22 protein-coding genes are annotated in these 21376 nt (G+C 39.9%); all 22 read left to right on the top strand.

Features of this window, described 5'->3' with window-relative positions; genetic code table 11:
• The first annotated feature begins 6 nt into the window (after positions 1 to 6).
• Complete coding sequence (gene fliQ / locus LXM54_RS07275; RefSeq protein WP_233314386.1) at positions 7 to 276, top strand: flagellar biosynthesis protein FliQ; 270 nt, start codon at positions 7 to 9, stop codon at positions 274 to 276.
• A gap of 4 nt (positions 277 to 280) precedes the next feature.
• Complete coding sequence (gene fliR, locus LXM54_RS07270) at positions 281 to 1054, top strand: flagellar biosynthetic protein FliR (protein ID WP_233314385.1); 774 nt, start codon at positions 281 to 283, stop codon at positions 1052 to 1054.
• Between the two features lie 4 nt (positions 1055 to 1058).
• A complete protein-coding gene (flhB, locus tag LXM54_RS07265) occupies positions 1059 to 2141 on the top strand; it encodes a flagellar biosynthesis protein FlhB (RefSeq protein ID WP_233314384.1) in 1083 nt (360 codons plus the stop codon).
• 49 nt (positions 2142 to 2190) lie between these two features.
• Positions 2191 to 4227, top strand: a complete 2037-nt coding sequence (gene flhA, locus LXM54_RS07260) for a flagellar biosynthesis protein FlhA (RefSeq protein ID WP_233314383.1) — start codon at positions 2191 to 2193, stop codon at positions 4225 to 4227.
• Positions 4224 to 5378 (top strand): flagellar biosynthesis protein FlhF, encoded by a 1155-nt coding sequence (flhF, locus tag LXM54_RS07255; RefSeq protein ID WP_233314382.1) that lies wholly within the window; start codon positions 4224 to 4226, stop codon positions 5376 to 5378. The genes flhA and flhF overlap by 4 nt, the downstream gene beginning before the upstream one ends.
• 1 nt (position 5379) lies before the next feature.
• Positions 5380 to 6243, top strand: a complete 864-nt coding sequence (locus LXM54_RS07250) for a MinD/ParA family protein (RefSeq protein ID WP_233314381.1) — start codon at positions 5380 to 5382, stop codon at positions 6241 to 6243.
• Positions 6244 to 6253: 10 nt separating this feature from the next.
• Positions 6254 to 7360, top strand: a complete 1107-nt coding sequence (locus LXM54_RS07245) for a protein-glutamate methylesterase/protein-glutamine glutaminase (protein ID WP_282581429.1) — start codon at positions 6254 to 6256, stop codon at positions 7358 to 7360.
• Positions 7361 to 7381: 21 nt separating this feature from the next.
• On the top strand, positions 7382 to 9418 hold the full coding sequence (locus LXM54_RS07240) for a chemotaxis protein CheA (protein ID WP_233314380.1): 2037 nt from the start codon (positions 7382 to 7384) through the stop codon (positions 9416 to 9418).
• A gap of 46 nt (positions 9419 to 9464) precedes the next feature.
• Entirely contained in the window at positions 9465 to 9935 is a 471-nt protein-coding gene (locus LXM54_RS07235; RefSeq protein ID WP_233314379.1) for a chemotaxis protein CheW, read from the top strand.
• Positions 9935 to 10573 carry a chemotaxis protein CheC gene (locus LXM54_RS07230; RefSeq protein WP_233314378.1) on the top strand — a complete coding sequence of 213 codons (639 nt, stop codon included), beginning with the start codon at positions 9935 to 9937 and terminating at the stop codon, positions 10571 to 10573. Before LXM54_RS07235 ends, LXM54_RS07230 begins: the two co-directional genes overlap by 1 nt.
• Positions 10573 to 11070 carry a chemotaxis protein CheD gene (locus tag LXM54_RS07225; RefSeq protein WP_282581430.1) on the top strand — a complete coding sequence of 166 codons (498 nt, stop codon included), beginning with the start codon at positions 10573 to 10575 and terminating at the stop codon, positions 11068 to 11070. Before LXM54_RS07230 ends, LXM54_RS07225 begins: the two co-directional genes overlap by 1 nt.
• 541 nt (positions 11071 to 11611) lie before the next feature.
• Positions 11612 to 12376, top strand: coding sequence for a FliA/WhiG family RNA polymerase sigma factor (locus LXM54_RS07220; RefSeq protein WP_267913299.1), 765 nt, complete (start codon positions 11612 to 11614; stop codon positions 12374 to 12376).
• A gap of 18 nt (positions 12377 to 12394) precedes the next feature.
• Positions 12395 to 12700 (top strand): hypothetical protein, encoded by a 306-nt coding sequence (locus LXM54_RS07215; RefSeq protein ID WP_233314376.1) that lies wholly within the window; start codon positions 12395 to 12397, stop codon positions 12698 to 12700.
• 14 nt (positions 12701 to 12714) lie between these two features.
• Entirely contained in the window at positions 12715 to 13299 is a 585-nt protein-coding gene (locus LXM54_RS07210; RefSeq protein WP_233314375.1) for a hypothetical protein, read from the top strand.
• A gap of 142 nt (positions 13300 to 13441) precedes the next feature.
• Entirely contained in the window at positions 13442 to 14143 is a 702-nt protein-coding gene (gene rpsB / locus LXM54_RS07205) for a 30S ribosomal protein S2 (RefSeq protein WP_233314374.1), read from the top strand.
• 228 nt (positions 14144 to 14371) lie between these two features.
• Entirely contained in the window at positions 14372 to 15256 is an 885-nt protein-coding gene (gene tsf / locus LXM54_RS07200; RefSeq protein WP_233314373.1) for a translation elongation factor Ts, read from the top strand.
• 225 nt (positions 15257 to 15481) lie between these two features.
• A complete protein-coding gene (pyrH, locus tag LXM54_RS07195; protein ID WP_233314372.1) occupies positions 15482 to 16207 on the top strand; it encodes a UMP kinase in 726 nt (241 codons plus the stop codon).
• Complete coding sequence (frr, locus tag LXM54_RS07190; RefSeq protein WP_233314371.1) at positions 16207 to 16764, top strand: ribosome recycling factor; 558 nt, start codon at positions 16207 to 16209, stop codon at positions 16762 to 16764. The genes pyrH and frr overlap by 1 nt, the downstream gene beginning before the upstream one ends.
• Positions 16765 to 17261: 497 nt before the next feature.
• Entirely contained in the window at positions 17262 to 18038 is a 777-nt protein-coding gene (locus LXM54_RS07185; protein WP_233314370.1) for an isoprenyl transferase, read from the top strand.
• Positions 18039 to 18054: 16 nt separating this feature from the next.
• Positions 18055 to 18849 carry a phosphatidate cytidylyltransferase gene (locus LXM54_RS07180; RefSeq protein ID WP_233314369.1) on the top strand — a complete coding sequence of 265 codons (795 nt, stop codon included), beginning with the start codon at positions 18055 to 18057 and terminating at the stop codon, positions 18847 to 18849.
• A gap of 74 nt (positions 18850 to 18923) precedes the next feature.
• On the top strand, positions 18924 to 20066 hold the full coding sequence (gene dxr, locus LXM54_RS07175) for a 1-deoxy-D-xylulose-5-phosphate reductoisomerase (protein ID WP_233314368.1): 1143 nt from the start codon (positions 18924 to 18926) through the stop codon (positions 20064 to 20066).
• Positions 20067 to 20081: 15 nt separating this feature from the next.
• Positions 20082 to 21350: an RIP metalloprotease RseP gene (gene rseP, locus LXM54_RS07170; RefSeq protein WP_233314367.1), complete on the top strand. Its 1269-nt coding sequence runs from the start codon at positions 20082 to 20084 to the stop codon at positions 21348 to 21350.
• The last annotated feature ends 26 nt before the right edge of the window (positions 21351 to 21376 follow it).

Genomic DNA, 21376 nt, shown 5'->3' with positions numbered 1-21376 from the left:
TGCATCATGTCACAAGAAATGGTTATATCAATTGCGGAAAAAGGGGTCCTTACGGTTTTAGTCGTTAGTGGGCCATTGCTTATTATAGCCCTTGCCGTAGGGTTGTTAATCAGTATATTTCAGGCTACAACCCAAATCCAAGAACAGACGCTTGCATTCGTGCCAAAAATTGTTGCTGTCCTTTTAGGGATTATCTTTTTTGGAGCTTGGATGTTAAGCCATCTTTTATCCTACACAAGTGACATCTTTTCAAACCTGACAAGGTTTATAGGGTGAAGCTATGGAGGATTTTTTAGCAAAGTTCCCGGCTTTTTTGCTGATTGTTGTAAGGGTGACATCCTTCTTCCTTATGCTCCCTCTCTTTTCTTATCGGACGATACCGACAAGTCATAAAGTAGGTTTTTCATTTTTTCTTTCATTAATGATGTTTTTTGGAATGGAAACCCCAACATTAGAAGTGGACGGGGCATATTATCTCCTTATTATTAAAGAAGCGATGGTCGGACTGTTTATCGGTTTTCTAGCATATATGCTATTTTCAGCTGTCCAAGTTGCCGGGGGATTAATTGACTTTCAGATGGGATTTGCCATCGCCAATGTTGTTGATCCGCAAACCGGTACACAAAGTCCGCTGACAGGGCAGTATTTAAATATTATTGCTCTCTTTTTTTTATTGGCAATTAATGGTCATCATTTGCTTTTGGATGGTGTATTTTACAGCTATCAATTCATTCCACTTGACCAGGCATGGGTCAACTTCGGTGATGAAAACATCATGCAATATGCCGGAAAAACACTCGCATTAATGTTTGCCATTGCATTCCAAATGTCCATCCCAGTTGTGGGCGCGATCTTTTTAGTCGACGTTGCTCTTGGGATAGTCGCAAGGACTGTTCCCCAATTAAATATTTTTGTTGTAGGTGTGCCGGTGAAAATTGTGGTTGGTCTTATTATGCTGATCATTGTAATGGGTGCTATCATGGCATCTGTTTCCAATCTGTTTTCGACGATATTGACGACAATGCGGGATATGATGAATTTGATGGGAGGTTAGTAGCATGCTGTTAAGATTGGATTTGCAGTTTTTCTCTGGTGAAAAAACAGAAAAGGCCACACCGAAAAAAAGGCAGGATACCCGTAAAAAGGGTCAGGTTGCCAAAAGCCAAGATATAAATACTGCTCTCGTGCTGCTGGCTGTCTTTGCTGTCCTTAACTTTGTAGGCGGGTCGATGATGAAAGGGATAGTTTCCCTTCTGAATTTTTCCTTCCAGGATCTTATGCTCATGGATTTGACAGAACATAATATTAAAAGTGTCTTTATTGAGATACTAATACAAACGGCTGTAATTTTAAGCCCAATCATGGCAGCTGCATTAGTTGCTGGTGTGATTGCCAACTACTTGCAAGTTGGCGTGCTTTTCACGACAGAACCGATTAAGTTTAAGCTCGAAAAAATAAACCCGTTATCAGGCTTAAAAAGAATGTTCTCGATAAGATCCATTGTCGAACTGCTTAAATCTATCTTGAAAATTACTGTTATCGGCATTGTTACATTTGCTATTCTTTGGAACAAGCTGGAGGAAATTCTTCTCCTTTCCCAAAAGTCAATCGGGGCTACCTTAATTACCTTGGCAAAATTAACGGTTCAAATGGGGTTATACGGTTCTGGAGCATTGTTATTTTTAGCTCTTTTTGATTATTTATATCAAAAATATGATTATGAAAAAAACATCCGGATGTCAAAGCAGGACATCAAGGATGAATATAAAAACATCGAAGGGGACCCACTAATCAAATCAAAGATTAAACAGAGGCAAAGAGAGATGGCAATGCGCCGAATGATGCAGGATGTGCCGAATGCCGATGTGGTTATTACAAATCCGACTCATTATGCAATCTGTTTAAAATACGATGAAGATAAATACGATGCCCCGTATGTTGTTGCTAAAGGTGTTGATTTTCTGGCTCAGAAAATTAAGCTGATTGCAAAGGAACATGAGGTTATCACAGTGGAAAACAGGCCTCTAGCACGAGCACTGTACAGCCAAGTAGATGTTGGGGAAACAGTCCCTGAAGAGTTTTTTAAAACAGTTGCGGAAATACTTGCATATGTCTACCGCACAAAAAAACAGCATTCTTAGTCAGACCTTTAAATATAGATGTTTGGTTGTTAGTTAGGAGCGAAAATATATGTCTGGTAGAGATTTAACCGTCGTATTCAGCGTAATACTAATCATAGCGATGCTCATTATTCCATTCCCTACATGGTTGCTAAGCATCTTGATTTTGCTGAATATTTCTTTAGCACTATTAATTTTATTATTGACGATGAACATGAACGAAGCGCTGGAGTTTTCCATCTTTCCATCGCTCTTGCTTTTAATGACACTGTTCCGGCTTGGGCTGAACGTATCGACAACAAGATCTATCCTTTCCACTGGGGAAGCTGGCGGAGTTGTTCATACGTTTGGAACCTTCGTGGTCGGCGGAAACTTGGTTGTTGGACTTGTCGTCTTTGCCATCTTGGTTATTATTCAATTTATTGTTATCACAAAAGGGTCGGAGCGTGTATCAGAAGTTGCTGCCCGTTTTACTCTTGATGCGATGCCAGGTAAGCAAATGGCAATCGATGCCGATTTAAACGCCGGTCTTATTTCCGAGTCAGAAGCAAGAACACGCAGGGAAAAAGTCAGCAGAGAGGCTGATTTCTACGGTTCGATGGATGGTGCGAGCAAATTTGTTAAAGGTGATGCCATTGCCGGTATCATCATCGTCTTCATCAACTTAATTTTTGGGATTGTCATCGGGATGACACAGCTGGATATGCCAATAGCTGATGCAGCGCAAAACTTCTCGCTCATGTCTATCGGGGATGGGATCGTCAGCCAAATACCAGCCTTATTAATTTCAACTGCAACAGGGATTGTCGTAACAAGAGCAGCTTCTGACGGCAACTTAGGTTCTGATTTAACAAAGCAGCTACTATCTTATCCGAAAATGCTGTATGTAGCAGGCGGAACTATTTTTGTCCTTGGCTTGATTACACCTATTAATGACCTACTCACAATTCCTATTGCTGGATTGCTCGCTTTTGGAGGATACGCATTATCAAAAGCACCGAAACAGGATCTCGAGGAAATGCTGGAAATCGAAGAGGAAGTCCAGACAAACGAACTGAAAAGTCCAGAAAGTGTTGTCAGCTTATTGAATGTAGATCCGATTGAATTCGAATTCGGCTATGGGTTAATTCCGTTAGCTGATGCCAATCAAGGGGGCGACCTTCTTGACCGGGTTGTAATGATTAGAAGACAGTTGGCAATTGAGCTTGGTCTTGTTATTCCTGTTGTGCGCATTAGGGATAATATTCAGCTCCAGCCGAATGAATACCGTCTGAAAATCAAAGGCAATGAAATGGCAAGGGGAGAGCTGCTGCTTGATCATTACTTAGCAATGAGTCCAGGAATGGATGATGACTCTATTGATGGTATTGATACAGTTGAGCCGTCATTCGGTCTGCCAGCCAAATGGATAACCGAAACGGTTAAGGAACAGGCAGAGATTTTCGGCTATACGGTAGTTGATCCGCCATCTGTTGTTTCCACGCATATTACAGAAGTTATTAAAGCAAATGCTCATGAGCTGTTAGGACGTCAAGAAACAAAGCAGCTTGTTGATCATGTGAAGGAATCTTATCCAATCCTTGTAGAAGAAGTTACACCAAATCCATTATCAATTGGTGATATTCAAAAAGTTTTGGCTAAACTATTAAAAGAAAATGTTTCAATCCGCAACTTGCCCGTTATTTTTGAAACATTGGCTGATTACGGGAAAATCTCTAGTGATACTGAATTGCTGGCTGAATATGTAAGACAGGCTTTAGCCCGTCAGATTACTACTCAGTATTCAAGCAATGTGGATACACTGAAGGTAATTACTCTTTCAGGCAAAGTAGAGAAGCTGATAGCAGACAATATTCAGCAGACAGAGCACGGAAATTATTTAGCGTTGGATCCAAGTATATCTCAAGCTATTTTAGAAGCTGTTGCCTCACAAGTAGAGCAGCAATCTATTATGGAACAAGTGCCGATTATTTTGTGTTCACCTGCTGTGCGTATGTATGTGCGTCAGCTGACAGAAAGATATTTCCCGCAGGTTCCAATATTGTCTTATAACGAATTAGAAGCAAATGTGGAAGTTCAAAGTGTTGGGGTGGTGACGGTAGAATGAAAATAAAAAAATATGTTGCAGCAAGCATGCCTGAAGCGATGAAGCGAATTCGGGCAGAATTAGGTAATGACGCGGTGATATTGCATTCGAAAATCATTCACACCGGCGGTTTTTTAGGAATGTTTAAAAAAAGAAATATAGAAGTACTTGCTGCAATAGACCCTGAATTGGCAGAAGCAAAGGCACCAGTTGAAAAACCGAAGCCAACACCGAAGCTGATTTCAAAAGTCGAGCGTAGTCCAATAGAGGAGCCTAAAGTGAAGGCTCCTGTTCTTGCAGATGATAACATCTTAAGACAGCTTGCCCAAATGAATGAATATATTCAAAGAATGGCAGAAAGCGGTAATGCACTACAGATGGAGCTGCCGCAACAGCTAAAGTCAGTAATCGATCGCTTAAAGAAACAAGACCTAGATAGTGATCTTCAATCAAGTTTGACAGCAAAGCTGTTGGAAAAATGGTATTTAGCTGGAGCAAACAGCAGTGATGAAGAGGTGCGTAGCTGGGCACAAGAATTCCTTTATGAAGAGATGAATCAATACACATTTGGCGGATTAACGCTTACGAAAAAATTTGTGAATGTCATCGGTCCTACTGGTGTTGGAAAAACTACTACATTAGCCAAAATGGCAGCGGAATTTATGATGAAACATAACAAAAAAATCGGGTTCATCACAACAGATACATATAGAATCGCTGCAATAGACCAACTGAAAACATATGCCAATATACTCAATGTCCCAATTGAAGTTTGTTACAACTTAGAAGATTTTGAAAAAGCGGCCCAAAGCCTGTCAGACTGTGATGTCATATTAGTGGATACAGCTGGTAGAAATTTCCGCAACCAACAATATGTTCAAGATTTGAAAGAAGTGGTCGATTATAATAGAGACATGGAAACATTGCTTGTTTTGTCACTAACCGCAAAACAGTCAGATATGGAAGAAATTTATCAGCAATTTTCCTCGATTCATATCGATCAGTTTATTTTTACGAAAATGGATGAAACATCAACATATGGAGCCATGATAAACCTCGTGGTTAAATACAAAAAGGGTGTGGCATATTTGACTACAGGACAAAACGTTCCAGATGATATTATGCCGGCAAATCCCCGCGAAATTGCAAAAAGGATAATTGAGGTCGATTAATATGACAGATCAGGCGGCAATGCTCAGAAAAAGATTCGAACAGTTTCATAGCGATAAGAAGCAAAAGACATTAGCCGTTGTCAGCGGAAAGGGCGGAGTAGGGAAATCTAATTTTTCCTTAAATTTTTCCTTATCGCTTAAAAGAAAGGGCTATTCTGTCTTATTGATAGACATGGATATTGGAATGGGAAATGTGGACATTTTAATGGGTTCACAGCCGAGATATACGATTGTCGATTTTTTTAAGAATCACGCCTCCTTTTCTGATATCATCCATAGCGGTGCAGGAGGAATTGATTTTATTGCAGGAGGTTCAGGCTTAACTGATTTTCTTGACATGGAAGAAAGGCAGCTTGAAAGATTTTTTCAGGAATTCGAAAGTCTTATGCGTCAATACGATTATATTCTGTTTGATATGGGAGCAGGAATAAGCACAGACAGCCTTAAGTTCATTCTATCTGTTGATGACGTTATTGTTATAACGACACCTGAGCCTACATCTATTACAGATGCGTATGCTGCAATGAAATTTATTCACTTGCAGAAGGATGATATTCCCTTTTATATAGTTGTAAACAGAACAATTAGCACACTTGATGGAAAAGAAACATACCAAAAGCTTAAAAATGTCATGGGCCGATTTTTAGATAGAGATATTATCAATCTTGGGCCGATTCCTGATGATCAGAATGTGGCAAGAGCGGTAAGGAAACAAGTTCCATTCATTATTTTTAATGAAAACTCACAAGCCTCTAAAGCTTTGTCAGAAATAGCCGATAGATATTGTAAACAACAGTTTGCAGATCCTCAAGATAACAAAAGGCCGTTTATGGCGAAATTAAAGAGGCTGCTGTTTGAAAGGTAGTGGAGTTGCCGTGGGAAAAATTAATATCTTGATTGTTGACGATTCGGCGTTTATGCGTAAGCTTATTTCCGATTTTCTCACAGAAGACTCACGCATGTCGGTCGTAGGCACTGCCAGAAATGGTCAAGATGCATTAAAGAAAATAAAGGAACTTAAACCAGACGTGGTCACGATGGATGTCGAAATGCCAATTATGGATGGCATCAGTGCATTAGAACAGATCATGAAGGAAAATCCAGTCCCTGTCATCATGCTTTCGAGCACGACAAAGGTAGGAGCAGAGAATACGATTCAGGCGATGCAAATCGGAGCAATCGATTTTATAGCAAAGCCTTCTGGAGCGATATCTCTTGATTTATATAAGGTTAAAGAAGAATTAATTGAGAAGGTAATTTCAGCAAGCAAAGTGAAGCTCTCTAAATTGCTTCCACCGCAAGTGCAGGAAAAAAGTTCTATTATCAATCGTCCTACTTATAGTAGAATAGAACCAAAAGAAGTAATGCCAGTCAAACCAATTAAACCGACAGATCCGAGCTGGAATGCTGCAGCAAATAAACTTGTTGTTTTAGGAACGTCAACAGGCGGGCCAAGAGCACTGCAGCATGTTATTACAAAACTTCCTGCAAATATAAATGCGCCAATCTTGATTGTTCAGCATATGCCGGCAGGTTTTACCCAGTCACTTGCCAATCGCTTAAATTCTCTTTCAGAGATAACAGTCAAGGAAGCGGAACATGGAGAGACTATTCATAAAGGCGTCGCGTATATTGCACCTGGTGGATATCACTTAAAAGTGAAATCCTCTGGGAATAGCCTTGTCGTTCATCTAGACCAATCGGCACCTGTAAATGGTCATAGACCGAGTGTTGATGTCATGTTTGAATCGGCAAGTGAACTCGAAACCTATCATAAGCTAGCTGTTATTATGACTGGTATGGGCTCTGACGGCACGAACGGGCTGATCAAGCTTGTCAATAAAGGAAAAGTTAAGTCGATTGCAGAATCAAAGGAAACTTCCATCGTATTTGGAATGCCAAAGGCAGCCATTGCGACAAACTATGTAAATGAAATTCAAAATGTAGAAAATATCGCACAAACAATAATGAAATATGTATAAACGCCAAGGGGTGTAAACTATATGGAGATGAGTCAGTATTTAGAAGTATTTATTGAAGAAAGCAAGGAGCATTTGCAAACATGTAATGAGCAATTGCTGGAATTAGAAAAAAATCCAGAAAACCTACAAATTGTAAATGAAATATTCCGTTCTGCCCATACATTAAAAGGGATGTCGGCAACAATGGGATATGAAGACCTTGCAAGCCTTACCCACCAGATGGAAAACGTGCTTGATGCAATTAGAAACGAGAAAATTTCTGTTTCTCCAGAAGTTCTCGATGTTATCTTCCTTGCTGTTGATGACTTAGAGGCAATGGTGGAATCAATCGCGAGCGGTGGCGACGGAAAAAGAAACGTAGAAGAAGTTGTAAAGAAGCTCGCAGCAATAGAAAACGGCGAAGCATTTGTTGAGACAGGTGCTGAGGAAGCAGCTGCCGCTGTTGTGGAAGAAAAAGCATTAACGCAAAACAGCTATGACGAATTTGAGATAACAGTTATGCAGCAATCGAAGGAACAAGGCTTCAACGCTTACGAGATTGAAGTGTCACTAAGTGCAAGCTGCTTGTTGAAAGCAGCTAGGGTGTTCATGATATTTGAAGCATTAGAATCATTAGGTGAAGTGATTAAATCTAATCCTCCTGTTGAAGAGCTGGAAGAAGAAAAGTTTGAGAACTCTTTCATGGTTACAATTGTTTCAAAAGAAGAGCCTAGCCAAATTGAAGCGAAAATTATGAAGGTTTCTGAAGTTGAAAAAGTAGTAGTTAAAGAATTTGCTGCATCTGAAGTAACAGTTGCAGAAGAAGTTACAGAAACTGCTCCAGCAGTTCAGGAAACAGCGGTTGCAGCGGTAACACCAAGTGCAGCTCCGAAAAAAGAAGAGGAAAAACCTGCTGCTGTAGCGAAGCAATCAAGCAAAACAATCAGAGTTAACATCGAGCGTCTCGATATTTTGATGAATTTGTTTGAGGAGCTTGTGATTGACAGAGGAAGGCTTGACCAGATTTCGCAAGATCTGCAAGTTCAAGAGCTGCATGAGACAGTGGAAAGAATGTCCCGCATTACCGGCGACCTTCAAAATATTATCTTAAACATGCGAATGGTACCGGTTGAGACTGTATTTAACCGTTTCCCTCGTATGGTTAGACAGCTGGCAAGAGATTTGAACAAAAAAATCAATCTAGAAATCATCGGTGCTGATACAGAATTAGACAGAACGGTTATCGATGAAATCGGGGACCCGCTTGTTCACCTTATCCGAAATGCACTTGACCATGGTGTTGAGTCACCGGAAGTTCGAAGAGCGAACAATAAAAACGAAGAAGGTACAGTAGTCCTAAGAGCCTATCACAGTGGAAACCATGTATTCATTGAGCTTGAAGATGACGGTGCCGGCATCAATAAAGAAAAAGTCCTGCAAAAAGCATTAAGCAAAGGCATTATCACGCAAGAAACGGCTAATAGCTTAACAGATTCACAGATTGCAGAACTTATTTTAGCATCTGGCTTCTCTACAGCAGATAAAATTTCAGATATCTCTGGCCGCGGTGTTGGCCTTGATGTAGTAAAAAGCACGATTGAATCATTAGGCGGAACAATCACAATTGAATCACAAGAAGGAAAAGGCTCCTTATTCTCTATCCAGCTGCCATTGACACTTTCCATCATTTCCGTGATGCTTGTGGAAATTCAGCAGGAAAAATATGCGATTCCTTTATCATCTATTATTGAAACAGCAATCGTCAATAAGAACGATGTGATGCAAGCACATAATCAAACAGTAATTGATTTCCGCGGCAAAGTAGTTCCGCTTCTATTCTTGAAGGATATCTTTGAAGTTCCTGTTACGAAGGAAGAAGAGGAGTTCTATTCTGTTGTTATTGTGAGAAAAGGTGAAAAGCTGGCAGGATTTGTTGTTGACTCCTTCATTGGACAGCAAGAAGTCGTCTTAAAATCACTAGGTAATTATTTGACAAATGCATTTGCTATTTCAGGTGCAACTATTCTAGGAGATGGGCAAGTAGCCTTGATCGTTGACTGCAACGCCCTGATTAAATAACGTCAGAATTCATGCAAAGATAGATTGATAGAGAGGAAGAAATGAAATGGTAGAATCGGTTTCAACAGAAGTAAAACTGATTATTTTCGAATTGAAGGGAAAAGAGTATGCGATTCCTGTTAACGATGTAAGATCGATTGAAAAAATCATGCATATTACGAGAATCCCAAATATTGCTCCATTCGTAAAAGGAGTTATAAACTTACGTGGAGTTGTTACACCAATCATTGATCTGCGCAGGCGTTTTGATTTAGAAGAAATCGAGCATACAGATCAAACAAGAATTATCATCATAGCGATTGAGGACATGGAAGTTGGATTGATTGTAGATGCTGCCAATGATGTGGTTGATGTTAATTCAGACGATTACGAGCCAGCTCCAGAGGTTGTAGGAGGCAAGGAAGTTGATTATATCAGCGGCGTCGTGAAAGTGGACAAACGCTTGCTTATCCTTGTTAACCTTGAAAGAGTGTTCGATCGAGAAGAACTAAAAAAATATGCTAGAAGTGAAGTTTAATGAGCTTTACAGACAAGATTAATTCGCTTCATCTCGACATTTTGCGGGAGATAGGGAATATTGGGGCAGGAAATGCTGCCACCGCTCTGTCAAAGCTTCTTAATAAAAAGATTGATATGAAGGTTCCGAATGTAGAAATCGTTTCATTTGATGAAATGATGGATATGGCAGGCGGATCAGATAATATAGCAGCAGGAGTGTTCCTTAGAATTGAAGGGGATGCTCCTGGCAGCATGTTTTTCATGTTGCCGCTTGAACAAGCGACGAATTTCATCAGAGATATGATCGGTGATGAGACAGTCCAATTAGCTGAACCTCCATATGAAGAATTAGCATTATCTGCTTTGCAGGAGCTAGGCAATATTCTGTCAGGCTCTTATTTATCTGCACTTTCTGACTTTACAAATCTATCTTTATATCCATCAGTACCAGCACTTGCTATTGATATGGTCGGCGCAATTGTCAGCTACGGGCTGATTGAACTTTCGCAAGTGAGCGATTATGCTATCGTCATCAACACTGCCCTCAATGAAGATGAAAAATCAATTTCTGAAACAGTCAAAGGTCATTTTTTCTTACTTCCAGACCCAGACTCTTTTCATACCTTGTTTGAATCATTGGGAGTGAAGCTTGGATGATGATCGATCAGGCTGTTGTTATAAAGGTCGGTATTGCGGATATGAACACAGTAAAAGCACCGGATGTCATTCGTACTTCCGGGCTTGGCTCCTGTGTCGGCATTGTTTTGTATGATGAGAGAAGATCGATTGCAGGTTTGGCACATATAATGCTTCCTGACTCCTCTCTAAGCAAGAGCGGCCCAGTTAATATTGCTAAATTTGCTGATACTGCGATTCCTGAGCTTGTAAACAGACTAGGGGAACTGGGGGCTAGCAAGTTTTCCTTAAAGGCGAAAATCGCCGGCGGAGCGCAAATGTTCCAGTTTAGCGGAACAAGTGATATTATGAGAATCGGTCCGCGCAATGTAGAGGCAGTTAAAAAGGAACTGAATGCACTCAATATTAAAATTTACGGAGAGGACGTAGGCGGCAACAGCGGAAGAACGATAGAATTTAATCCTGCTACCTATGAGCTTGCGATTCGTACTGTAAATAAGGGAACACATATTATTTAAGGATTTATCAGAAATATCCAAAGAATAGGAAAGTCTGTCACTTAAAAGAGTGCAGGCTTTTTTGTTTACCATAAACTATTATATTAATGGTTCAAAAGAACTATATAAAACGAAAAATTCAATCCTTTTTTTTCCATTAGGTAATTTTACAACAAAAATAGGTTAAATGTACTATTCCGCAGAAATTTCGACAATGTTAAAGTTTAATAGGTGGAAAGCTGTTTAATCACTTGAAGAAACGGGTTTTCAGCGTCAGTTTAAAAAACTGTTTTAATAAAAATGTAGGATAAGCGGCTTATCAAATTAGAGTAGTACAATTATCTTATTGAGTAGTAAAGTACTATTCTGTTTTAAATAATAAAATTATTTGCATAAAAGTCTGCTCGGGTCAGGAAGTACCTGGAAGAAAAAGCCTTTCTTACACTTTAGCCGTAGTAGCTTTTGTTTAAAAGAAGGTTTTTAGTATGGGAATGGCTCAGAGCGTTCAAAATAAAGAAATAATACCAAATGGAATGGAAATGCTGTTTTGAGGAGGATGTTTATGGCAAGCGAGACGACGTTAGAGGAGAAAAATGCATGGGAGATGTGGATAACCACTAGAGATACAGATGCGTGCAACACATTGATAAAAAAATATATGCCCCTTGTTAGCTTTCATGTGCAGCGCATTTCTGTAGGTCTTCCTAAGAGCGTCTCAAGAGAAGAGCTGAACAGTTTAGGAATGATCGGCCTATATGATGCACTGGAAAGATTTGATCCTAAACGCGATCTGAAGTTTGACACATACGCGTCTTTTCGCATTAGAGGAAGCATTATTGATGGTTTAAGGAAAGAAGACTGGCTTTCTCGAGGCACGCGGGAAAAGACAAAAAAAATCGAGGCAGCAATTGAAAAGCTCGAGCAGAAAATGATGCGAAATGTGACAGTTCAGGAAATTGCCAATGAGCTCGATTTGTCGACAGAAGAAGTGTACTCGACGATGAATGAACATTTCTTTGCCAATGTCCTCTCCATTGATGAGCAGCTTAATGAATCGGATGAAAAAGAAGGCCCGACATTCGCCATCAGGGATGATAAAACAGAAATACCGGAAGAAAAAGTAATGAAAGATGAATTAATTAAGGAAATGGCATCCATGATTGAGACATTAAACGATAAAGAACAGCTTGTTTTAAGCTTGTTTTATAAAGAAGAGCTTACATTAACAGAAATTGGACAAGTCATGAATTTATCTACTTCCCGTATTTCACAAATCCACTCGAAAGCAATCTTTAAATTAAGACATTCATTAGAGAAGGTCATTTAAAGGGAGTGGGAAAGGGAAATGAGCTTAAAGGCGATTGAAATGCAGGTAGCCTTACCCCGCACATATGATGCTGGGAAAATCCAGGAGCAGCAGGACCAACGAGGGCAATTGATGAATAATCATGCCCTGCAAGCTACCTTGCAAGAAGAATTGAAAAAAAGGACAAGTGTTGTTAAAGGGGAAGAAAAGGGGAATGTCTCCAATAACAACCAACAAGACAGGGAGAGCGCAGATTTGCCGAAAGGGAAGAAGAAACGCACCCAGGAGGAGCTGTCCCTTCCTGATCACCCGTATAAAGGGAATATGATAGACTATAGTGGATAGATTGAGGGAATAAAATGGTTAATTTTCTGCTTGTTTTTAGTATTGCGTTAAATATATTGGCGCTGTTATGCATTGCGCTGTTGTTTATTAGACAAAACAGACTGGCTGCATTTGAAAGCCGACAAGAAAAAGCTTTGGAAGAAATGGAAGAAATCGTTTCGACATTTATTGCGGAAATAAAAGAAGAGAACGAATTGTTCCTGCAAAGAATTCATGAGCTTGATGAACAGCCGAAAAAAAGCCTGGAAGAAGCTGTCGAAGAAAAAGAGGACAAGAATGAGGAGCCTGCTTCATTAACAGTGCCAAAGGTGAATCCTTATGCAGCAGCAGTCAAATCCTATCAAACTTATGACAGTAACATAAAGCCAGATGATGTGGAAGAACTATTGGATCTTATTTTACCGCAAAGCGAAGTTCTTGCTGAAGATGACTCAATAGTAGAAGAAATAGAGCAAGAACCAAAGGAAATGTCCCTGCTTGAACAAGTTATAGAGCTTGAGAAGCAAGGCGAAACGATTGAACAGATTGCCAAAAAATTAAACAAAGGTAAGACAGAAATAGAGCTTTTACTGAAATTTAGACAAAATAATCAGGAATAGCTTGATTGTCTATCATACATATGCTATATTAAAAAACGGTGTTAATACACACGCTTTTGGATTTAATCATTGGTGCTGTTTATACAGTTTTGATTAAAAATGATAAAGGCGGAGGAAAACAAAACCATTAGGAGGAACAAACATGTCAGTAATCTCAATGAAACAATTGCTTGAAGCTGGTGTACACTTCGGTCACCAGACTCGCCGTTGGAACCCAAAAATGAAAAAATACATTTTCACGGAGCGTAACGGCATCTACATCATCGACCTTCAAAAGACAGTTAGAAAGGTTGAAGAAGCTTACAACTATGTGAAAGAACTTGCTGGTAACGGCGGAACTGTTCTTTTCGTAGGAACTAAAAAACAAGCTCAAGATTCAGTTAAAGAAGAAGCTATCCGTTCTGGTCAATACTATGTAAACCAACGCTGGTTAGGTGGAACTTTAACTAACTTTGAAACAATCCAAAAACGTATTGCTCGTTTGAAAGAAATCGAAAGAATGTCTGAAGACGGTACTTTCGAAGTACTTCCTAAAAAAGAAGTAGTTCAATTGAACAAAGAGCTTGAGCGCTTGGAAAAATTCTTGGGCGGAATCAAAGAAATGAAAAAAATGCCAGATGCATTATTCATTGTTGATCCACGCAAAGAGCGCATTGCAGTTGCAGAAGCGCATAAATTGAATATTCCAATCGTTGGAATTGTTGATACAAACTGTGATCCAGACGAAATTGATGTTGTTATCCCAGCGAACGACGACGCAATCCGTGCTGTGAAACTATTAACTGCAAAAATGGCAGATGCTATTCTAGAAGCTAAACAAGGCGAAGAAGTAACAACTGCTTAAGTCAAATAACTGTGTCTGCTAGAAAAACGAACAGCGCATAGAGATCACAATGTGGTCTTTATCAACCTAGTAGTCTTTTGCTAGACACACTAGTTTAGGGACTTGTGAAAAAGGTGATAAAGAGCAGCCCTCTTATCACCTTTTTTTAAAGAGAATTGCTTAAAAGCAATAATAAATGGAAAAACAATAAGTATACGTACATACGGAAAATACAAGGAGGCAATTAACATGGCTGTAACAGCTCAAATGGTTAAAGAACTACGTGAAAAAACAGGTGCTGGTATGATGGACTGCAAAAAAGCACTTACAGAAACAAACGGCGACATCGAAAAAGCAATCGATTTCCTTCGTGAAAAAGGTATCGCTAGCGCTGCTAAAAAAGCAGACCGTATCGCTGCAGAAGGTACTACTTACATCGCTGTAGAAGGTAACGAAGCAGTAATTCTTGAAGTGAACTCAGAAACTGATTTCGTTGCTAAAAACGAAGGTTTCCAAGTGCTTGTTAAAGAACTTGCAGCACATCTTCTAAGCAGCAAGCCTGCAACTGTAGAAGAAGCTGTAGCTCAAAACATCACTGAAGGAACTACTGTTGAATCTCACATCAATGCTGCTATTGCTAAGATTGGCGAAAAGCTTTCATTACGCCGTTTTGAAATCAAATCAAAAACAGACAGCGACGCTTTCGGTGCTTACCTTCACATGGGCGGACGCATCGGTGTTCTAACAGTATTAGAAGGCTCTACTGATGAGTCTGCAGCTAAAGATATCGCTATGCATATCGCTGCACTAAACCCTAAATACGTTTCTCGTGACCAAGTTTCTCAAGAAGAAGTGGAACACGAAAGAGAAGTATTAACTCAACAAGCTCTTAACGAAGGCAAACCAGAAAACATCGTTGCAAAAATGGTAGAAGGCCGCCTTGGCAAATACTTCGAAGATGTTTGTGTTCTTGACCAAACTTTCGTTAAAAACCCAGACCAAAAGGTTCGTCAATTCGTTGAGTCTAAAGGTGCAACTTTGCGTGAGTTCGTTCGCTACGAAGTAGGAGAAGGAATCGAAAAACGCGAAGATAACTTTGCTGAAGAAGTAATGAACCAAGTTAACAAAAAATAATATTTGTCGGATTCAATATAGGAACACTCCTGTGTTCCTTATATTGTGTATCATTCATGAAATGGTTAGTTGATTGGATGCGCTCTTCTTCCAAAACCACTGCTTTTTCCATCTTGGAAGATAAGCAGCATGGAATGGCTAAAGAATGGTGTTTCGACAAGTTTAAGAAGGGGAGCACATTGTGTTCCCTATTTTTAAAGACATTTAATACATACGGAGGTTTCCATGAGTAATCCAAAATATAAACGTGTTGTTCTAAAATTAAGCGGGGAAGCTTTAGCTGGCGAAGCTGGTTTTGGCATTAATCCTGCTGTCATCAAAAATGTAGCGGAGCAAGTGAAGGAAGTTGCTGAACTAGGTGTAGAAGCTGCCGTTGTAGTCGGCGGCGGGAATATTTGGAGAGGCAAAATCGGTGAGGAAATGGGCATGGACAGAGCAAATGCCGATTATATGGGAATGCTTGCCACTATCATGAACTCATTAGCCTTGCAGGACAGTTTAGAACAATTAGGTATTGAAACACGTGTACAAACATCAATTGATATGAGACAAATAGCTGAACCTTACATCAGAAGACGTGCGATTCGCCACCTAGAGAAAAAACGTGTTGTTATTTTCGCTGCAGGAACTGGAAATCCGTACTTCTCCACAGATACTACTGCTGCATTAAGAGCTGCTGAGATTGAAGCAGAAGTTATCTTGATGGCTAAAAACAATGTGGACGGAGTTTACTCTGCAGATCCTAGAGTAGATAAAAACGCAACTAAGTATGATCAGCTGACTTATTTTGATGTGATTAAAGATGGACTTGCTGTCATGGATTCAACTGCATCATCCCTATGTATGGATAACGATATTCCACTGATTGTATTCTCTATTATGGAAGAAGGCAATATTAAAAGAGCAGTTATGGGTGAAAAAATCGGAACATTAGTAAGGGGGAAAAAATAATGCCAAAACAAGTCATTTCAAGTACAAAGGAAAGAATGGATAAAGCAATCCAAAGCTATTCACGTGAACTTGCAAGCATCCGTGCAGGAAGAGCTAATGCAGCCCTTCTAGATCGCATCAATGTGGATTACTACGGAGCGCCAACACCAGTAAACCAACTAGCTGGAATCAGCGTGCCGGAAGCAAGACTGCTTGTCATTCAGCCTTACGATAAATCAATTCTAGGTGAAATCGAAAAAGCTATTCTAAAATCAGATATTGGGTTAAACCCAACGAATGATGGCAATATCATTCGCCTGACTATCCCAATGCTTACAGAAGAACGCCGTAAGGAACTGGTTAAAAACGTTAAAAAAGAATCAGAAGAAGCGAAAATCGCTATCCGTAACATCCGCAGAGATGGGAATGACGATTTGAAAAAGCTTGAAAAGAACGGTGAAATCACAGAAGATGCTTTGCGTGGTTACAGTGATGATATTCAAAAGCTTACAGATGATTACATTACAAAAGTGGATGCATTGACAAAAGAGAAAGAAAAAGAAATTCTAGAGGTATAATAGAAAGTTTGCTGCCAAAAAGGGAAGCGAATTTGAATTTACCAAAGCCTTTTTCACTCTTTCTCTCGCTAAGGAAGATATAATGCAGACTTTAATGGTTGCATGCCAGAGATGAATTCAATTAAGATTTCGTAACCTCTCGGGTAGCCAGTGCTTTCTCATCTTATTCCAGTAATAAGGTAGCGTTAAAGCTTCTGGGCAAGAGGGTGCGTAAAAGACCCTGTTTTATATGCCTGAATGATTGGTTAGGGCTTTGTCTAAACTAAAGAACCCTCTATTATTAGGGGGTTTTTCGCTTTATTATAAGCTATTTGTATTTTTGGTTGCTTATGCAGTCTAGTTTCCTATAAGATATAAAGGGAACATTGTAAGCCTACCCTCACTGTTTTTGCGCATACAAGGAATGTGGATGTTTTTCTACTTATATAAGAAAAAGCTAAAGTAACATAAGAAGGATATAATTGATGTGAGAGGATCTACTTTGGAGGAACAATAGTATGTTTAACAAATTAAGGTTATGGAAGACGGGGACCACTACTAATACTCTCCAAGACCAGATAAGCAAAATAAAGCAGCAGAAAGTTCCGGAGCATGTCGCTATCATAATGGACGGCAATGGCAGATGGGCTAAAAAAAGAAAGCTGCCAAGGATAGCTGGCCATCATGAAGGAATGAAATGTGTCAAACGCATTACGAAGATGGCTGATGATTTGGGGATAAAAGTTTTGACCCTATATGCCTTTTCAACAGAAAATTGGAAACGGCCGAAAACGGAAGTTGATTATATCATGTCACTGCCTGAACAGTTTTTAGGAACCTTCTTGCCGGAGTTAATTGAGAAGAATGTTCGCGTGACTGCCATTGGATATAAAGAAAAGCTTCCGGAACATACCTTAAAAGCATTGGATAATGCAGTGGAAAAAACAAAAAATAATACTGGCTTGAATTTGAATTTCGCTTTGAACTATGGGAGCAGATCGGAAATTCTTCAAGCGGTAAGCAACATCGTAAAAGATTGTCAAAACGGAAGTATGGAAGCAATGGACATTACAGAAGAAGTCTTTTCATCTTATTTGATGACAGGCGGACTGAATGATCCGGATTTGCTGATTCGCACAAGCGGCGAAATCCGTATAAGCAACTTTATGCTGTGGCAGCTTGCCTATACAGAGCTTTGGTTCACAGATGTCCTCTGGCCGGATTTCAAAGAGGAGCATTTAATCGAAGCTATTGAAGTATTCCAAAGTCGCCAGCGGCGTTTTGGAGGAGTCTAATAAGGGTTGTGAATGTATGAAACAGAGAACTATTACAGGAGTGATTGCGGCAGCTATTTTTATCCTGTTTATCTTGCTTGGCGACATGCCATTGGTGCTGTTTACATTTTTAATTGCGGCCATTGGTTTATACGAGCTGCTGAAGATGAGAAAGCTTCCGCTTTTATCTTTTAGCGGCATTCTTTCCTTGCTGGTGACATGGATATTTATATTGCCAGATCAATACAGCGGTTTTCTAGCACATTGGAACTTGTCAAAAACAGAAATAGGCTTGCTTGCCATCATGCTTTATTTAAGCTATATGGTTGCATCTAAAAACAAATTTACTTTTGATGATGTCGGCTTTTCCGTCCTTTCTGTCCTTTATATGGGTGTCGGTTTTCATTTTTTTGTGCAAATTTCAAATAATGATCTGACTATCCTCGTTTACTCATTATTTATTATTTGGGCGACAGATTCAGGTGCTTATTTTATTGGACGAGCTATCGGAAAAAGGAAGCTTTGGCCGGAGATTAGTCCGAATAAGACTGTTGAAGGCTTTATCGGAGGCATTGTTTGTGCCGTTATCGTTTCAGTTCTATTTTATGTGTTTGGCTACATAGAATGGTCTATAATACCGTTTATTACAATCATCTTGTCTATTTTTGGACAAATTGGTGATTTGGCAGAATCTGCGCTTAAACGCCATTACGGTGTTAAAGATTCTGGTAAGATTCTTCCGGGACATGGCGGCATCCTGGATCGTTTTGACAGTTTACTGTTTGTTTGGCCGCTGCTGTATTTTATTTTAGATATAGTAGGTAAGATATAATCGGCATTTAAGTTTGAAAAATGCTGTGAATTTACGAATGAAGAAATATAGCAACATGGTCTGGGAGTGAGACAGTGAAACATATCAGTTTATTAGGTGCAACTGGTTCGGTAGGAACACAGACGCTGGATGTCATAAGAGAACATCCCGATAGCTTTAAGCTTGTCGCCTTTTCTTCAGGCAGAAATATAGAGCTGACAAGGCAGATCATCGCAGAATTCCAGCCAGCATTAGTATCGGTTACTGAAAAGGAAGACTGCGACAAATTAAAGGTTGAGTTTGCTAATACCAAGTTTACGTTTGGTCAGGAAGGTTTGGTAGAGGTAGCAGTCTTTGACAAGGCGGACATACTGGTGAATGCTGTGCTTGGAAGTGTCGGTTTATACCCCACTTTACAGGCAATTGAAGCAAAAAAGACAATTGCAATTGCCAATAAAGAAACATTGGTGACAGCTGGTCACTTGGTGATGGAAGCAGCGAAAAAGAATAATGTTCCCATCCTCCCTGTTGATAGTGAACATTCAGCTATTTATCAATGCTTGCAAGGTGAAAAAGAAAAAAATATTGAACGCTTAATCATAACAGCCTCAGGCGGCAGCTTCCGTGATTTATCGAGAGCAGACCTGCAGCATGTGACAGTAGAGGATGCCCTAAAGCATCCAAATTGGTCAATGGGTGCGAAAATCACGATTGATTCTGCAACAATGATGAATAAAGGCTTGGAGGTTATCGAGGCATTTTGGTTATTTGCATTGCCTTATGATCAAATTGATGTCTTATTACATAAGGAAAGCATCATCCACTCTATGGTCGAATTCCATGACAGCAGTGTCATTGCTCAGCTTGGCACACCAGACATGAAAGTGCCTATTCAATACGCGCTGACATATCCGGACCGCCTTCCTCTTCGATCGTCAGAACGTCTCGATCTTGCAAAAATCGGGAAACTGCATTTTCAGGAGATGGATCTTGAACGGTTCCGCTGTCTGCATTTCGCGATTGAAGCGGGCAAAGCCGGCGGTACGCTGCCAACCGTTTTAAATGCTGCCAATGAAGTGGCTGTTTCCAGGTTCTTGAAAGGGGAAATCAGCTTCTTGCAAATTGAAGAGCTGATTGAAAGAGCGTTGAACAATCATCGTCTTATCGCTAATCCAAGCCTTGCCATTATCCAAGAGGTTGATCAAGAAACGAGAAAAATTGCAAGCACACTTCTATAAAAAGGTGGTTATATATTGTATACAGTAGTTGCTTTTATTATCATTTTTGGTGCGTTAGTGTTTTTTCATGAGCTCGGACACTTCGTATTTGCAAAAAGGGCAGGTATCCTGTGCCGTGAATTTGCAATTGGATTCGGTCCAAAAGTCTTTTCTCAAAAGAGAGGAGAAACAACGTATACCATTCGTCTTCTTCCATTAGGCGGATTTGTCCGCATGGCTGGGGAAGACGCTGAAATGATTGAAATTAAAGCAGGACATCGGATTGGGCTGCTTTTTGGCAAAGATGGATCAGTGGAGAAAATCATTCTTAATAACAAAGAAAAGTATCCGAATGCAAGAATAATTAATGTTGAAGCTGCCGACCTAGATCACGATTTAACGATCAAAGGTTATGCAGAAGATGATATGAATGAAGAGCTGCAAGTATTCCGAATTCATAGAGAAGCGGTTATCATCGAAAATGGCATTGAAACACAAATTGCGCCATATGATCGTCAATTCAATAGTAAAACTCTATGGCAACGCACATTGGCTATCTTTGCAGGGCCGATGATGAACTTTGTTCTAGCTTTCGTTGTGTTTGTTATCATTGCTTTAACACAAGGAATGCCTTCCAATGAGCCGAAGCTTGGCAAATTGACAGAGGATGGTGTGGCAATCACTGCAGGCTTAAAAGAAGGAGATACTGTATTAAGTATTGACGGACAATCTGTTTCTTCTTGGGAGGATGTTGTCTCTATCATTCAGAAGAGCCCAGGTGAAGAGCTTGAGTTCCTGCTTGTCCGAAACGGGCAGGAAATGACTGTTGACGTTACGCCTAAAGAAACGGAAGTGGAAGACGGAGAAAAGATCGGATTAGTTGGTGTATACAGCCCGATGGAAAAATCCCCGTTAAAAGCATTCCAATACGGTGTAACAGAAACCTATACATGGACGAAAACGATCATTGGAGCAGTCGGTAAACTGGTAACAGGACAATTCTCCATCGATGCGTTAAGCGGACCTGTGGGAATCTATAAATCAACGGATACGGTCGCTCAATCAGGTATATACTCATTGATGAGATGGGCGGCTATCTTGAGCATTAACTTAGGTATCATGAACTTGCTGCCGCTGCCGGCTCTTGACGGCGGAAGATTGATTTTCTTTGCTATTGAGGCAATCAGAGGCAAGCCGATTGACAGGCATAAAGAAGGAATTGTTCACTTTGTTGGCTTTGCATTGCTGATGCTGCTAATGATTGTGGTAACGTGGAACGATATTCAGCGTTTCTTCCTTAAATAATCAATTAGTTAATCTGTGAATGGGTG

It is taken from the genome of Bacillus sp. Au-Bac7, assembly GCF_021341655.1.
GTDB lineage: Bacteria > Bacillota > Bacilli > Bacillales > Cytobacillaceae > Niallia.
This window is presented reverse-complemented; position numbering and strand designations above follow the sequence as displayed.

Excerpts from the sequence above, each read along its gene's own strand:
- frr (WP_233314371.1), top strand. The coding sequence starts at position 16,207 with ATGCCAAAACAAGTCATTTCAAGTACAAAGGAAAGAATGGATAAAGCA.
- tsf (WP_233314373.1), top strand. The coding sequence starts at position 14,372 with ATGGCTGTAACAGCTCAAATGGTTAAAGAACTACGTGAAAAAACAGGT.
- LXM54_RS07230 (WP_233314378.1), top strand. The coding sequence starts at position 9,935 with ATGAGCTTTACAGACAAGATTAATTCGCTTCATCTCGACATTTTGCGG.
- LXM54_RS07250 (WP_233314381.1), top strand. The coding sequence starts at position 5,380 with ATGACAGATCAGGCGGCAATGCTCAGAAAAAGATTCGAACAGTTTCAT.
- LXM54_RS07180 (WP_233314369.1), top strand. The coding sequence starts at position 18,055 with ATGAAACAGAGAACTATTACAGGAGTGATTGCGGCAGCTATTTTTATC.
- flhB (WP_233314384.1), top strand. The coding sequence starts at position 1,059 with ATGCTGTTAAGATTGGATTTGCAGTTTTTCTCTGGTGAAAAAACAGAA.
- LXM54_RS07210 (WP_233314375.1), top strand. The coding sequence starts at position 12,715 with ATGGTTAATTTTCTGCTTGTTTTTAGTATTGCGTTAAATATATTGGCG.
- pyrH (WP_233314372.1), top strand. The coding sequence starts at position 15,482 with ATGAGTAATCCAAAATATAAACGTGTTGTTCTAAAATTAAGCGGGGAA.
- fliR (WP_233314385.1), top strand. The coding sequence starts at position 281 with ATGGAGGATTTTTTAGCAAAGTTCCCGGCTTTTTTGCTGATTGTTGTA.
- flhF (WP_233314382.1), top strand. The coding sequence starts at position 4,224 with ATGAAAATAAAAAAATATGTTGCAGCAAGCATGCCTGAAGCGATGAAG.
- rpsB (WP_233314374.1), top strand. The coding sequence starts at position 13,442 with ATGTCAGTAATCTCAATGAAACAATTGCTTGAAGCTGGTGTACACTTC.
- LXM54_RS07225 (WP_282581430.1), top strand. The coding sequence starts at position 10,573 with ATGATCGATCAGGCTGTTGTTATAAAGGTCGGTATTGCGGATATGAAC.
- LXM54_RS07235 (WP_233314379.1), top strand. The coding sequence starts at position 9,465 with ATGGTAGAATCGGTTTCAACAGAAGTAAAACTGATTATTTTCGAATTG.
- LXM54_RS07240 (WP_233314380.1), top strand. The coding sequence starts at position 7,382 with ATGGAGATGAGTCAGTATTTAGAAGTATTTATTGAAGAAAGCAAGGAG.
- LXM54_RS07215 (WP_233314376.1), top strand. The coding sequence starts at position 12,395 with ATGAGCTTAAAGGCGATTGAAATGCAGGTAGCCTTACCCCGCACATAT.
- flhA (WP_233314383.1), top strand. The coding sequence starts at position 2,191 with ATGTCTGGTAGAGATTTAACCGTCGTATTCAGCGTAATACTAATCATA.
- LXM54_RS07220 (WP_267913299.1), top strand. The coding sequence starts at position 11,612 with ATGGCAAGCGAGACGACGTTAGAGGAGAAAAATGCATGGGAGATGTGG.
- fliQ (WP_233314386.1), top strand. The coding sequence starts at position 7 with ATGTCACAAGAAATGGTTATATCAATTGCGGAAAAAGGGGTCCTTACG.
- LXM54_RS07185 (WP_233314370.1), top strand. The coding sequence starts at position 17,262 with ATGTTTAACAAATTAAGGTTATGGAAGACGGGGACCACTACTAATACT.